Genomic DNA, 13,620 nt, shown 5'->3' with positions numbered 1-13,620 from the left:
AAAAATTCAAAAATTATGCAAACTGAAAAAGTTATAAATCACATTGTAGATTGGTTAAAAGACTATGCTGCAAAAGCAGGAGTTAAAGGTTTTGTTATTGGTATTTCAGGTGGAATAGATTCTGCCGTAACTTCAACGCTCTGTGCAAAAACAGGTTTGGAACTTTTGTGTTTAGAAATGCCTATTCATCAAGCGCCAAGTCACGTTACTAGAGCGCAAGAGCATATTGCGCAATTAAAAAAACGCTTTCCTAATGTAAAAGATAAGGTGGTAGATTTAACTCCCGTTTTCGAAGAATTTAAAACAGAAGTAAGTTTAGAAGGAAAGCAATCTACAGTAGATATGGCTTTGGCTAATACAAGAGCACGTTTGCGTATGACAACCCTATATTATCATGCTGGTTTGTATGGCTTGTTGGTTGCTGGTACAGGAAATAAAGTAGAAGACTTTGGAGTTGGTTTTTATACCAAGTATGGAGATGGTGGAGTAGATTTAAGTCCAATTGCAGATTTGTTAAAATCTGAAGTTTATGAAATAGGACGTTTTTTAGACGTGCCAGCTTCTATTATAAAAGCGGCTCCTAGTGATGGCTTATTTGGAGATGCCCGTAGCGATGAAGATCAAATAGGAGCTTCTTATCCCGAGCTAGAATGGGCTATGGAAATGAAAGCCAATGGGAAAACTGTTGCCGACTTTGAAGGTAGAAACCGTGAAGTATTTGAAATTTTTAATAAATACAATAGCTCAAATAAACATAAAATGGTTGCGATACCAGTTTGTGAAATTCCTAAAATTTTAAGGTAAAAACTGTAGTTTGTCGAATAAATTCTTAAAATTCTTTAATTTTTGGTTATTTTTGTGTAACAAATCTACACATAACCATTTAGCCTAGCCGTTGTTATAAATAATTAACACCTAACAAAAAAAAGTCGATTATCATGATAAATATTTTGATTGTTGATAGTCATCCTATCATTAGAACTGGATTAGAACTATTTTTAAACAGTAAGCCAGATTTAAAAGTTATAGGTAGTTTAGGTAGTGGTATTGAAATCTTTGAATTTGTACGTCGCCATAAAGTTGATATTATTATATCTGAAGTCGACTTGCCAGAACTCAATGGTATTACAGCACTTAGAGCGATTAAAAAAGAAAACAAGTCTGTAAATGTTTTAATGTTTAGTCATCAGCCTGAAGAAATCTATGCTATAAGTACGCTTAAAGCAGGAGCATCAGGATACTTAAGTAAAACGGCTAATGTTCAAGATATAGAAACTGCAATCCGAAAAATTAGCGCAGGAGAAACCTCTCTCAGTGAAAAAATGGACAAGCATTTGCGTTATGAGGATACCAGAAAAAGCAGAAGCCGTATGTTTAAAAAACTTTCAACTAGAGAAGTTGAAGTCTTAAAACTGCTTTCTATTGGTCGTAAAAACAAAGAAATTGCACAAGAATTAGATATTAACGAAAAAACAGTTAGTACGTACAAAGCGCGACTTTTCAAAAAGCTTAACGTGACTAATATTGTAGATTTAATTCATCAAGCTAAGCATCACAATTTAACATAGAAGCTTGTTTTTGCTGTTATCCTAATACTTTTCCTAATTTTCTAGATAATAACCTTTTAAGGCTAACGTAGTCTTTTACATCTTCCATAATAGCACGTAGGTCTGCATTTTTATTTAAGGTCTCATTTTTATATTCGGCCACTTTTTGGTCAATTAAATGACAACGTAAACTTAAAATGGTTTGGCTTACCAATTGAGGAACAGAATCTGTCTTTTCTTTTGGAACAATTTGATTGCGTTCCCAATCGTGTAAATTATAGCGCTCATCTTCCATTAAAATACTTGTTACCGTACTTGCAGATTCTTGGTCTAGCTGATTGATGAAATTTTTGGTAGAAAAATTTTCGTCTTGATTCAACCGGTCAATAATAGCGTAGTAGAGGGCTTTAAATTGTGTATTAGAAAACTGCATTTCATCTTCCTGAAGATCTAAATATATTTTTTCAAATACACGTGCTTCATGTTTGGTAGGTTCTAATACCAACTCTTTAGAGGCTTCGTCTTCCTTTAAAATTAAATCTTCAAATTGTTCTGTACGATCTCCATAAAGCATTAATATTTCTATGATTTTTCGTTCTAATTCAAACTGAACATCTACTTTTTGTTTAGGTTGAGGTTCGTTTTTTACAACTTGAAATGCTTTTTGGTCTTGTTTGTATGTTTTATTAGCCTCTTGATTTTCTTTTTTATTGATTTGCGCTAAGGTACTAAATAGCACATTCTCACTAATATCCATAATGCGTGCACATTCTTGAATATAGATTTCGCGTTTAATCTGATCTGGAATTTTAGCAATACTATTTACAATATCACGAATGGTTTCCGCTTTTTTAATCGGGTCATTATTAGCTTCTTTAACTAATAGTGATGCTTTAAACTGAATAAAATCTTTGGCATTCGCTTCAAGATAAGCCGTAAGTTCTTCTAAGGTGTTTGATTTTGAAAAACTATCTGGATCTTCACCATCAGGAAACGTACAAACTTTAACATTAACTCCTTGTTCTAGAATTAAATCTATACCGCGAATAGATGCTCTAATTCCAGCGGCATCACCATCAAAAAGCACTGTAATGTTATTAGTAAGTCTGTTAATTAAACGAACTTGGTCTGCAGATAAAGCCGTTCCTGAAGAAGAGACTACATTCGTAATTCCGGTTTGGTGAAACTGAATCACATCTGTATAGCCTTCAACTAAATAGCAATTGTCTTCTTTGGCAATACTTTGCTTAGCGTGAAACAAACCATACAACACTTTACTTTTATGGTAAATTTCGCTTTCAGGCGAGTTTAAATATTTAGCTGCTTTTTTATCGTTAACTAAAATTCGTCCACCAAAGCCAAGAATACGTCCACTCATACTATGAATAGGAAAGATAACTCTGCCTTTAAATCTATCAAAGCGTTTTTCTCCTTTAACAATCGTTAAGCCTGTTTGTTCAAGGAAATTGATGTTATAGCCTTTTCCTAAGGCATCGTCTGTAAAGGCTTGCCATTCGTCTAAAGAATAACCTAACTGAAACTTTTTAATGGTGTCTTCTGTAAAACCACGCTCTTTAAAGTAGCTTAAGCCAATAGCCTTGCCTTGGTTGGTGTTATGTAGTACTTTTTGAAAATACGTGTTTGCGTATTCGCTAACCAAATACAAACTTTCTCTAGTATCAGCTTGAGCCTTTTCTGCGTCTGTTTGTTCGGTTTCTTCTATTTCAATATTATATTTTTTGGCGAGATATTTTATAGCTTCAGGATAGGTAAAATGCTCGTGTTCCATTAAAAAGGTAACAGCATTTCCGCCTTTTCCACTAGAGAAATCTTTCCAAATTTGCTTTACGGGCGAAACCATAAAGCTCGGAGAACGTTCTTCACTAAAAGGACTAAGGCCTTTAAAATTACTACCTGATTTTTTAAGTTGTACAAAATCACCAATAACCTCTTCTACGCGAGCGGTTTCAAATACTTGTGCTATAGAATTTTGTGAAATCATTTGTTCTGTGTTCCTGTAAAAGCAGGAGTTTTATTAATGTTTTATGCGTTTTGTGGATTTCTGTCAATACAGAAATAATAAGTTTGTAAATTTAAGATAAAAACAATTTGTATTAAAAATTAATGCCCTAAAGTAATCGTATGATCTAAAATAAAGCGCCAAATTTTGGTTTAACTGTTAGACTAAAAACATTTGGTTATAGGAATTGGATTTTATAAATCATAGCTGGTATATTTAAAGTGGCTAAGTATTGGTAAGCTTAAAATTAAGCACAAAAAAAACCTATCTAAAAGATAGGTCTTATGCTTAAAAAGATTGTAAGGTATATAATTATATAACTTTTACATTTACTGCGTTTAATCCCTTTTTTCCTTCTGCTAAATCGAATTCTACATTATCGCCTTCTCTAATCTCATCGACTAAACCAGAAATATGTACAAAATGCTCTTTGTTGTTTCCTTCTTCTGTTATGAATCCAAAACCTTTAGAGTCATTAAAAAATTTTACTGTACCAGTACTCATATTAAAATATATTAAATTAAGATGCAAATATAGTTTAAATAGTTGGTAATCAATTATTTTGAGTCTTTTATTTTTAAAAAAAGATAAGTGTCTAAAGATTAGTCTTTAGAGATTCTAAAAAGCTTATAAATTAGATGTTATATTCCGAAAGTGGTTTTGTAAATTTTTCTGGATTTTCAGCCAAATGATAACGAGGGTCATCAATAGCTTCAACAATGACATCTTTAAATTTAGGACTGGCTTTATAAAGCAATATTTTACAATCCTCGCTCAGGTGTTTTAGTTTTATGGTTTTGCCTGCAGCCTGATATTTTTCAACCAATGTATAAATAGCTTCAATAGCCGAATGATCCGAAATTCGAGCTTCTACAAAGTCAATCTCTACAATGTTAGGATCGTTTTTGATATCAAATTTTTCGTTAAATGAGGTAATACTTCCAAAGAATAATGGGCCCCAAATTTCATAAGTTTTTGTACCGTCTTCTTTAAAACGTTTACGGGCTCTAATTCTTTTGGCATTTTCCCATGCAAATGATAAGGCCGAAATAATAACCCCTACAAATACAGCAATGGCTAAATCAAAAATTACAGTTACTACAGAAACAATAATTAGTACTACAGCATCAGATACAGGAATTTTTTTCATGATTCGGAAACTAGACCAAGCAAAAGTTTCAATAACCATCATAAACATAACACCTACTAAAGCTGCAATTGGTACTTGTTCTATATACTTATCTGCAAAAAGGATAAAAGTAAGTAGCGTTATTGCCATCATTACACCAGACAAACGTCCTCTACCACCAGCATTAATATTTATAACGGTTTGGCCAATCATACCACAACCACCAGTACCACCAAATATACCACTTAGCATGTTTCCTGCTCCTTGAGCAACACATTCTCTGTTACCATTTCCTCTAGAATCGGTTAGCTCGTCTACAAGATTCATCGTCATGAGTGTTTCTATTAATCCAACAGAAGCCGCTAAAAAGGCATAAGGAGCTATAAACTTTAAGGTGTCTAAGTTAAAGGGTAGATGACTCCAAAGGTCAAAGAGGTTGAGTTTACTAGATAATTCATCAAATCCATTAAGGCCAGCTCCGCCACCATCTCTAATAAAGTCTCCAACATTTATAGAATGCAGTCCACTAAAAATAGAAATTAAAGTAACAATAAGAATTGCTGTTAATGCCGCAGGTAATTTTTTTGTGAGTTTAAATTTAGGTAAGCCCCAAATTAGAAGCATAGTTAATAGTACAAGGCCTATCATAATGTATAGCTTTTGACCTTGTAAAGTAGATTTAACAACGCCCTTATCTTTTATAGAATAGAAGCCGTTGTTTTTAATATTAAAGACCACTCTTTTTGTTTTAACATCAAAAACCTGATCGTTTGATGCTATAAAAACAGTTTCGCCTGTATTAATGTTGATTATATTTTCGCCTTCTATAGAAAATAATTCAGTGTCAGAAATTAAATCTCTTACCTTGTTATCACTAACATTATAAACCAATTCTTTTGATACGGTTTTACGCATGTTTTGTCCAAAAACATCTTTTTTGTTTTCTTTAAACATTCCCAATTGTGCAATAAAAATAACAATGGCTAAACCGTTAACAAATCCCATCATTACAGGGTGTGGAATTAGGCGTACAAACTTTCCGAGCTTAAAAACACCGGCTATAATTTGAATAATTCCCATTAACACGACGGCTGCTAATAGATAAAAATAGCCCATATTTTCTACCGGAGTATCAAATAAGAGGCCTTTGGCATGTCCTTCTTGGATCATGTAAACAAAAATAACAGCTACAGCACCTGCAGCTCCTGAAATTAAACCAGGTCTACCTCCAAAAAGTGCCGAAATAATACCAATTATAAAAGCACCAAAAAGTGCAACAATAGGGCTTATCTGTGCCACAAAAGCAAAAGCGACGACCTCAGGAATCATAGCCAATGAAACGGTTATACCTGCAAGGATGTCATTTTTAGGGTTTTGCGTGATTTTTTTAATGATGTTTCTACCTAGCTTCATAGTTCCTTAAATTAAAAGGCGGCAAAGATAGACTTTTTGAATTTAACAAAAAAAGCATCGGTTTCCCGATGCTTTTTTTTAATAGGTGTGATGCTTATTTTTTTTCTGGTGGAAACTGTGCTAACATTTGAGAGACAAATTCATTAATGCGTGCTTCTTTCTTTTCTACACTTCTAGTTTCAAGATTTCCTGTTCCAGAACCTTGCCAAATTAATTCTTTCTTATTCGCATCTATAAGGTCAATGTATAAAACACCTTCTGTTGTAGTAGATACTTGGTTGTTGTTCCAGCCAGATCTCCAGCCCCAACCGCCATAACCTCCCCAGCCCCAAGCACCACTGCCCCAAGCATTGTTGTAGATGTCTACACGTTGGTTAGATTTGGTAAATATGCTAACCAGCATATCTGGGTTTTCAGACTTGGTATAGCCTTTTGCCATTAATTCAGACTCAATAGCTCTAAGAATTCGCCTTTTATCAAGATCGTTAATTTCGGCTTTGTCAATTCCGGGTTTAAAAAATGCGAAAGTCTTGTAATTTTCAAAATTGGCTTCTCTGTCATAATCTGTTGCCACTCTTACCGAGCTACAAGATGATAAGACTATAAGTAAAAGAAACATTGGAGTAAGTTTGAGTAGTTTTTTCATAACAGCTTTGTTTTTTTATTACACTTCATTTAATAAATCATCATCTACGAAATTTGGTAAGGTTACTTTTAAGTTTGGTTCCGTTTCCATGGCGCGTTTTATTGCAAATACGGCTCCTTCGTTTCTTGCCCAACTGCGTCTAGAGATGCCATTGTTAACGTCCCAAAACAGCATTTGTTTTAATCGTTTTGATGCTTCTATACTACCATCAAGAACCATACCAAAACCACCGTTAATAACTTCGCCCCAGCCAACGCCTCCGCCATTGTGAATGCTTACCCAAGTGGCTCCTCTAAAACTATCCCCAATAACATTCTGAATGGCCATATCTGCGGTAAAGCGTGAGCCATCGTAAATATTACTGGTTTCCCTGTATGGAGAATCTGTTCCCGAGACATCGTGATGGTCTCTTCCTAAAACAACAGTACCAATATCTCCATTTTTTATGGCTTGGTTAAATGCTTCGGCTATTTTCATACGGCCTTCGGCATCTGCATACAAAATTCGGGCTTGTGAGCCTACAACAAGTTTGTTTTCTTGTGCTCCTTTTATCCATTGAATGTTATCAGCCATTTGTTGCTGAATTTCCTCAGGCGAATTTTTTTTGATGTCTTCTAAAACACGACAAGCAATAGCATCTGTTTTGGCTAAATCTTCTGCTTTTCCAGAAGCACATACCCATCTAAAGGGGCCAAAACCATAATCAAAACACATAGGACCCATAATATCTTGAACATAGCTTGGGTATTTAAAATCAATACCGTTTTTAGCCATAACATTAGCTCCAGCACGAGAAGCTTCTAATAAAAATGCATTTCCATAATCAAAGAAATAGGTGCCTTTTGCGGTGTGTTTATTAATGGCATCTGCATGACGACGTAAGGTGTCTTGAACTTTTTCTTTAAATAATTCTGGTTGGTTCGCCATCATTTCGTTAGCGTCTTCAAAAGAAATATCTACAGGATAATAGCCACCAGCCCACGGATTGTGTAATGAGGTTTGGTCACTTCCTAAGTCGATATGAATATTGGCTTCATCAAATTTTTCCCAAACATCTACCACGTTGCCTAAATACGCTATAGAAATGGTTTCTTTTTCCGCTTTGGCTTTATTAACACGATTAACAAGCGCATCTAAATCGGTAATTTTTTCGTCTATCCAACCTTGGTCTAATCGTACTTGTGTAATTTTTGGGTTTACTTCGGCACAAACCGTAATGCAACCTGCAATATTACCAGCTTTGGGTTGTGCTCCAGACATGCCTCCAAGTCCTGAGGTTACAAAAAGATTGCCTTTAGGTTCTTTATTTATTTTTCTAAAGCCATTAAGTACTGTAATTGTTGTGCCATGAACAATACCTTGTGGTCCAATATACATATAACTTCCCGCCGTCATTTGTCCGTATTGGGTAACTCCTAAGGCGTTAAATTTTTCCCAGTCGTCGGGTTTAGAATAATTAGGAATCATCATCCCGTTAGTTACTACAACTCTTGGCGCTTCTTTATGTGAAGGAAATAATCCCATAGGATGACCAGAATACATCACTAGAGTTTGTTCGTCATTCATTTCGGCTAAATACTTCATGGTTAATCGGTATTGCGCCCAGTTTGAAAACACTCCTCCATTACCACCATAGGTAATTAATTCGTGCGGATGCTGTGCTACAGCATAATCCAAATTGTTCTGAATCATAAGCATAATCGCTGCGGCCTGTGTTGATTTTGCAGGATATTCCGATATTGGTCTGGCGTACATTTTGTAGTCTGGCCTTAAGCGATACATATAAATACGACCGTAAGTGTCTAATTCGTTTTTAAACTCAGGCAATAAGGTCTTATGGTCCTTTTTGTCAAAGTAGCGTAAGGCATTTTTTAAAGCTAATTTTTCTTCGGCTTTAGATAGAATAGCTTTACGTTTTGGGGCATGATTAATAGCAGCATCAAAAGGTTTTGGTGCTGGTAAAGGGTTGGGAATGCCTTCTAATATTTGGTCTTTAAATGATAATGTGGTTGTATGCATTACTTTTTTTTTAACGTATTTTTTTCTTTTTTAAGCGGAGACGATGTGTTAAATCCATACGGACAATGTCTGCAGCCGCTCTCACAACAATAACCGCGTTTTAAGTGGTATTGTGCTGTAAAACAACGGTAGCCTTCTGGTGTAAGGTAGTAGTCTCCGTCTTCAATGGGAACGTATTTTTTCATATCTTAACAAAGATAATGTAATTTGGATTGATTTTTGAAACGAATAAACTATGATATTAATTTCAAAATATATGGTGCCTAAAGGCTATCTTGGAATGACCATATTTCCTTTTATGATTTTAAAGACCACAAGCTTAAAAGGCGATGCTGTGCTCATTAATCATGAAAAAATACACCTTAAACAACAGTTAGAATTACTTATTCTTCCGTTTTTTATAATATATGTCTTTGAATTTTTATGGCGATTAATTCAGTATAAAAACTGGGATCTGGCTTATAGAAATATCTCTTTTGAACGTGAAGCCTATGCCAAAGAAAAAGACCTTGAATATTTAAAAACAAGGCCTTCTTATAATGTTGTAAATTATATTAAAAAATAATTTTAGCAATACTTTGTTCGCCGTTAGTTAACTTCACTTTTAAGAATAACGTTGAATTGGTAGGCTGAAGCGCATTAATAGTAAACTGCGTTTGGTGAAGCGCTGTATTTGTAAATAACGTTCGGCCTAACATATCGTACACTTCAATAGCTTGTATGGTTTCGTGTATAGCGTTTACAACAATGCTGTTGTTTTCTTTGTACACTTTTACCGCATTTGCATGGTCATAGGTATCTACACTTAAGTTGTTAGCTCGGTATGTTAAAACCAATCTATCGTTTATAATACCAGCCTCACTTGTAAATGTATAAGGCGCATTGCTAATATTATGCGTAATGCCTGTTAATAGGTCTTCAATATAAATGTCTTGGTCTGTATCTAAAAATAAACCGTCAACGGTATTGATGGCTATGGTTTGAATACCTGCTTCTGTAATATTAAGACCCAAAGGCACTGTGTCTGTATCTACAAACGGTGTTTGGCGACCTTGAATTAGATAGGCGTCTTCTTCAATCATAGAATAGAAATTTAAGCCTTCGCCTCTAGTGGTTTTGGCATCATACATACGGTCTTTATCATTTGTAGCACCATTAGCATAACCAATTAATGTGGTATTAGTGCTACCAGATGGGCTAATATAATCTAACCAAATTCTATGTTTAGTTGCTAGGTCTTCTTCTGCGGCATCGGTATCTGTATCTGCACTTCTATAGAATTGGTCGTTTCTGTAAGAAGCAGTGTGTCTCATATAATTTTCAAACGTTACACTTTCGTTAGTAGTGCCAGCATCATTCATTAACACAAAGAAGCCTTGACCAGCGCCAATAAACTTGTGATCAATGACTACTGGACTTGAAACACCAACAGAATTAATAGCGATATAATCGGCGGTGTTGTAATTGTAGGTGAAATCATCATAAAAGGAATCTACATTTCCTGCGCCAATATCTGTACCATGTGTCCAGAGATAAACGTTGCCATCGATAGTACTATTATCTGTTAAGAAATCTTCAATACTCAAGGCCGAAGGATATGGATTTCCTATAAGATTCCAATTGTCATCGTCATTTGTTATGGCAAGTACGTCACCTCCTGGGTATGGTGTATAAAAGTAGTCGCCTGTTGTGTGTGTGCCTCTTGTAATAGGTTGAATTATAGTGCCATTGTTAGGTGTACCCGAAAATGTTGCAGTAAACGGAGCATCTGTAGAGCCATGACCAACAGGCCCTTTTACAATATAACCTTTTCCAACATCCATGGCTCCTGTGTTGTAGCTTTGCCAATCTCCATAATTAATTGGACCTGGTGGTGGAGCAGGACCACGATCGACTGTAGGAAGCCACTCATATTTAAAATTAGTTGTTCCGGGAGATACATTTTGAATAAGGAAATTGTCAACTGGCGAAGACCAATACACATAATCGTCCTCTTTTATAGTTGCTGTACGTTGCATAGTAAATGTCCCATTAACCGTATTGGCGACATCAGTATCTTGAAATAAACTCGCACTATCTAACATCGTATATGTTCCGCCTGCTTCAACGTTTATAGCATCTGTAATGGTTAATATAGAATTGGGTTGTTGTGTAAGTGTGGCTCCATTCTCAATAATTAATCTGTAACCTTCACCTTCTGTTATGCCATCTATAATAGGACTGAATCCTGCAGTGGTAATAATTACACAATCCGAATCTGTTGGCGCTCCGCTTGGAGACCAGTTTCCTGGAGTGTTCCAATTAGAATCTACAGCACCAATCCATGCTTTACCAACATTAAAATCGGCACGTGCTCTTACATCTGGAGACGATGAGCATGCCGCCCAATAAGAATATACACCTGGTGTGGACCCGGTTATAACTCCTTCGGCAACAGGGTCAAAATCTGTACCTGTAAAAATAGGTGTGCCACCACTTGCACTAGCGTACCATTCTATGCCGCTAGGAGGCGAATAAGGGTCTATTAAATTTCCTGCTCCAGTAATATCCCATTGAAATGGGCCTATGCCTGGCGAACCAAAACCAGAGGATGTTGTAACTAAAGTGTAAGTAATACCAGGAACAAGATTTGCTTCAATTTGGGCATCTAAAGAGCTTGAAAAGCCATCATCAGCTCCAGCAACATAAGTACCGCCAGCAGTACAATCTCCAGGGGTAAAGCCACCATAAACAATATAGCCCATGGAGTCAAATGTGGTTACTATGCCATCTATGCTAAAAAAATAGGTGCCTGCTGTATCTACCTGAAAATCAAAAGTCTCATATCTTTGTTGGGAGTAGCTGTTGGTAAAATCACAAGGGTCTGAACTTACAGTAAACCAATCTAATATATTTGCATAAGTAGAAGAAGATGTTATTGATCCTACAACAGTATTACTAAGCGTAGCTCCAGTAACACAAGCCGCATCTGCGGTTAATACATCTGAAGGATCTCCAGGACAAATAGACACATTGGTTGTTGTTGGCGGATAAATAAGCGTATTAAAAGTTTCAGAACCTTGCCATTCGCCATCTTCTCCCCAAGCCGAACCACAAACCGATCGTACCCAAACATAGTAAGTTGTATCTGCTGATAAACCTGTTAAGTTTACTGAAGTTGTAGCCGAAGTTCCTGTTGGTGTTTGATTGTATATAATAGGATTTGGATTTTCAGTGATAAAATACTCATAACCATTAGCCGGAGCCGGAGATGCGGCATCCCAAGTTACTGTTGCTGTGGTATAATCTATAGCACTAATGGCAATGTTTGAAGGGTTATCTAAACATGTAATAGAAGGTATAACAAGGGTGTAGTCTTCTGCTTCTCCGTAATTTGTAGCACTACAAGGTGGTGGGTCGCTGTCAAAATAATCGGACCTAATACGCATGGTGTATGTACCAGGCGGAATTGTAGATGGAATTTGAAAACTAGAAACAAAACCTAGTGTTAAAATTCCTGTGGCAAACACTTTTTCGTTGGGTGCACTTAAAAAATCGCCATCGCCATCCCAATCGACCCAAATATTAAGGCCATTGGTACCTCCGCCTCCAAAAATAATAGTAAAATCGACTTCTCCACCAGCAAATTGCTGTACCACATCTGTACCTGTAAAATCTTGGTAGCCTCCATTAGCACCAGAGCCTGTTCTATTAATATTTGCAACACTTCCTGGAACAGCAGTTGCAAAATCATTAATATAGCGTGTATCATACACGCTTGTTGGCACACAGTTGGTGACCAAGCTAATATTGTCTATAGCTGCGGGTATTGTACCTGAAGAAGTACCATCATCTTCCCACTCAAAAACTAAAATATATGTTGCGCTATCAGCATAAGCACTAGGAATGGTAATGGTTTCATTTGTCCAATTTACGGCTCCTGTATAACTACCTAATACGTTAATGTCTGTTGGTGTTGTGCCAGAGTGGTTAAGAGTTACTCCGTCAGACACAGGCGTGCCTGTAGGCACTAGCAATACCCTTAATTCATCACCAGCGTCTGCTAGGTTTTTCCAATCAAAACTTAGAGTAATATCGCTTTCTGAAGGATTAAAAGTTACCTGACGATGTATTTTTGGATTATAAAAGTCACCAAAGGTACTATAAGCATGGGTAGGAGGTGTAACTGCTGTATTGTTTGTAATATAAGCGGCTCTGGCTCCTGTATAGCCTGAGGCTCCTGTGTTTGTAGTCCATTGATTGAAAGTGGGGGCAATAGGAGGTGAAAAAGACCACCCATTAGCAGTAAGATCAGCTCCAGATTCAAAACCACCATCTCCGTTAGGGTCTATAAGTACGGTTTGTGCGCTTATTACACCATAAGTAGTTAATGCAATAGCAAAAAGTAATTTTTTAAGCATGTATTCTATGTTTTAATGTAGGGTTAAAATAAGGTTGGATATGCTTAGACATCCGTTGTTTTTTCAACTTGGGTTTTAAAAACTATGTTATACGTTTTACAGCAGGTAAAAACAGATGCATGTTATATTATAAACACCGTAGTGTTACCTTACTGTTAAGGAGTTAAATTAAAGCTATTCTGAGTTTTTGGAGGTATATTTCAATATATTATCGATAAAACCTAAAAATTAGCGGATGAAAGTGAGGTTTTTGTAGTGTTTAATTGCGAATAGCTTTAATTTTTTGTGAAAATGTAGTTTTTTATTTAAAAAATATATTCGTTTAATCACTGATTATTAAGGTTGAAGGCCTTTTGGGAGGTCTTTAGTTTTGGCTTAAAAACGGGTAAAAACGGGCTTAAAAATGCCCTTTAAAATGCTCTAAAAAAGGAAGAAAAAGTTGTAAA

General features: G+C 35.9%; 10 protein-coding genes. 3 read left to right on the top strand and 7 right to left on the bottom strand.

The features are described from left to right. The first annotated feature begins 15 nt into the window (after window positions 1–15). On the top strand, window positions 16–804 hold the full coding sequence (gene nadE, locus VDP25_RS05590) for an NAD(+) synthase (protein ID WP_334467661.1): 789 nt from the start codon (window positions 16–18) through the stop codon (window positions 802–804). Between the two features lie 134 nt (window positions 805–938). Further along, a complete protein-coding gene (locus tag VDP25_RS05585) occupies window positions 939–1,568 on the top strand; it encodes a response regulator (RefSeq protein WP_215928534.1) in 630 nt (209 codons plus the stop codon). 16 nt (window positions 1,569–1,584) lie between these two features. Here the strand turns inward: VDP25_RS05585 and dnaG are convergent, their stop codons facing one another. The 6 genes from dnaG to VDP25_RS05555 all read right to left on the bottom strand — a co-directional run bounded on the left by dnaG (window position 1,585) and on the right by VDP25_RS05555 (window position 8,959). Continuing rightward, the gene (gene dnaG / locus VDP25_RS05580) at window positions 1,585–3,549 is read right to left on the bottom strand and encodes a DNA primase (protein ID WP_334467659.1); all 1,965 of its coding nucleotides are present in this window, start codon (window positions 3,547–3,549) and stop codon (window positions 1,585–1,587) included. Window positions 3,550–3,879: 330 nt separating this feature from the next. Further along, window positions 3,880–4,071, bottom strand: coding sequence for a cold-shock protein (locus VDP25_RS05575; RefSeq protein ID WP_020895249.1), 192 nt, complete (start codon window positions 4,069–4,071; stop codon window positions 3,880–3,882). A gap of 130 nt (window positions 4,072–4,201) precedes the next feature. Beyond that, window positions 4,202–6,109: a SulP family inorganic anion transporter gene (locus VDP25_RS05570; RefSeq protein ID WP_334467650.1), complete on the bottom strand. Its 1,908-nt coding sequence runs from the start codon at window positions 6,107–6,109 to the stop codon at window positions 4,202–4,204. 94 nt (window positions 6,110–6,203) lie between these two features. Next, window positions 6,204–6,755 carry a DUF4136 domain-containing protein gene (locus tag VDP25_RS05565; protein ID WP_334467649.1) on the bottom strand — a complete coding sequence of 184 codons (552 nt, stop codon included), beginning with the start codon at window positions 6,753–6,755 and terminating at the stop codon, window positions 6,204–6,206. An 18-nt stretch (window positions 6,756–6,773) separates the two neighbouring features. Then, window positions 6,774–8,774: a urocanate hydratase gene (locus tag VDP25_RS05560; protein ID WP_334467646.1), complete on the bottom strand. Its 2,001-nt coding sequence runs from the start codon at window positions 8,772–8,774 to the stop codon at window positions 6,774–6,776. After that, on the bottom strand, window positions 8,774–8,959 hold the full coding sequence (locus VDP25_RS05555; RefSeq protein WP_334467644.1) for a DUF5522 domain-containing protein: 186 nt from the start codon (window positions 8,957–8,959) through the stop codon (window positions 8,774–8,776). The genes VDP25_RS05560 and VDP25_RS05555 overlap by 1 nt, the downstream gene beginning before the upstream one ends. A gap of 50 nt (window positions 8,960–9,009) precedes the next feature. Here VDP25_RS05555 and VDP25_RS05550 point away from each other — a divergent pair, with 50 nt between their 5' ends. Then, entirely contained in the window at window positions 9,010–9,339 is a 330-nt protein-coding gene (locus tag VDP25_RS05550; protein WP_334467642.1) for a hypothetical protein, read from the top strand. Here the strand turns inward: VDP25_RS05550 and VDP25_RS05545 are convergent. Beyond that, window positions 9,329–13,174 carry a GEVED domain-containing protein gene (locus tag VDP25_RS05545; protein ID WP_334467640.1) on the bottom strand — a complete coding sequence of 1,282 codons (3,846 nt, stop codon included), beginning with the start codon at window positions 13,172–13,174 and terminating at the stop codon, window positions 9,329–9,331. The two genes, VDP25_RS05550 and VDP25_RS05545, sit on opposite strands and share 11 nt — an antisense overlap. Window positions 13,175–13,620: the final 446 nt, after the last annotated feature.

It is taken from the genome of Winogradskyella sp. ECml5-4, from assembly GCF_036903175.1.
GTDB lineage: Bacteria > Bacteroidota > Bacteroidia > Flavobacteriales > Flavobacteriaceae > Winogradskyella > Winogradskyella damuponensis.
The sequence above is the reverse complement of the archived record's forward strand: the minus strand, read 5'-3'. Positions and strand labels throughout refer to the sequence as shown.

Bases quoted from the DNA above. Each gene is read 5' to 3' on its own strand.
- nadE (WP_334467661.1), top strand. From the start codon at position 16: ATGCAAACTGAAAAAGTTATAAATCACATTGTAGATTGGTTAAAAGAC.
- VDP25_RS05585 (WP_215928534.1), top strand. From the start codon at position 939: ATGATAAATATTTTGATTGTTGATAGTCATCCTATCATTAGAACTGGA.
- dnaG (WP_334467659.1), bottom strand. From the start codon at position 3,549: ATGATTTCACAAAATTCTATAGCACAAGTATTTGAAACCGCTCGCGTA.
- VDP25_RS05575 (WP_020895249.1), bottom strand. From the start codon at position 4,071: ATGAGTACTGGTACAGTAAAATTTTTTAATGACTCTAAAGGTTTTGGA.
- VDP25_RS05570 (WP_334467650.1), bottom strand. From the start codon at position 6,109: ATGAAGCTAGGTAGAAACATCATTAAAAAAATCACGCAAAACCCTAAA.
- VDP25_RS05565 (WP_334467649.1), bottom strand. From the start codon at position 6,755: ATGAAAAAACTACTCAAACTTACTCCAATGTTTCTTTTACTTATAGTC.
- VDP25_RS05560 (WP_334467646.1), bottom strand. From the start codon at position 8,774: ATGCATACAACCACATTATCATTTAAAGACCAAATATTAGAAGGCATT.
- VDP25_RS05555 (WP_334467644.1), bottom strand. From the start codon at position 8,959: ATGAAAAAATACGTTCCCATTGAAGACGGAGACTACTACCTTACACCA.
- VDP25_RS05550 (WP_334467642.1), top strand. From the start codon at position 9,010: ATGATATTAATTTCAAAATATATGGTGCCTAAAGGCTATCTTGGAATG.
- VDP25_RS05545 (WP_334467640.1), bottom strand. From the start codon at position 13,174: ATGCTTAAAAAATTACTTTTTGCTATTGCATTAACTACTTATGGTGTA.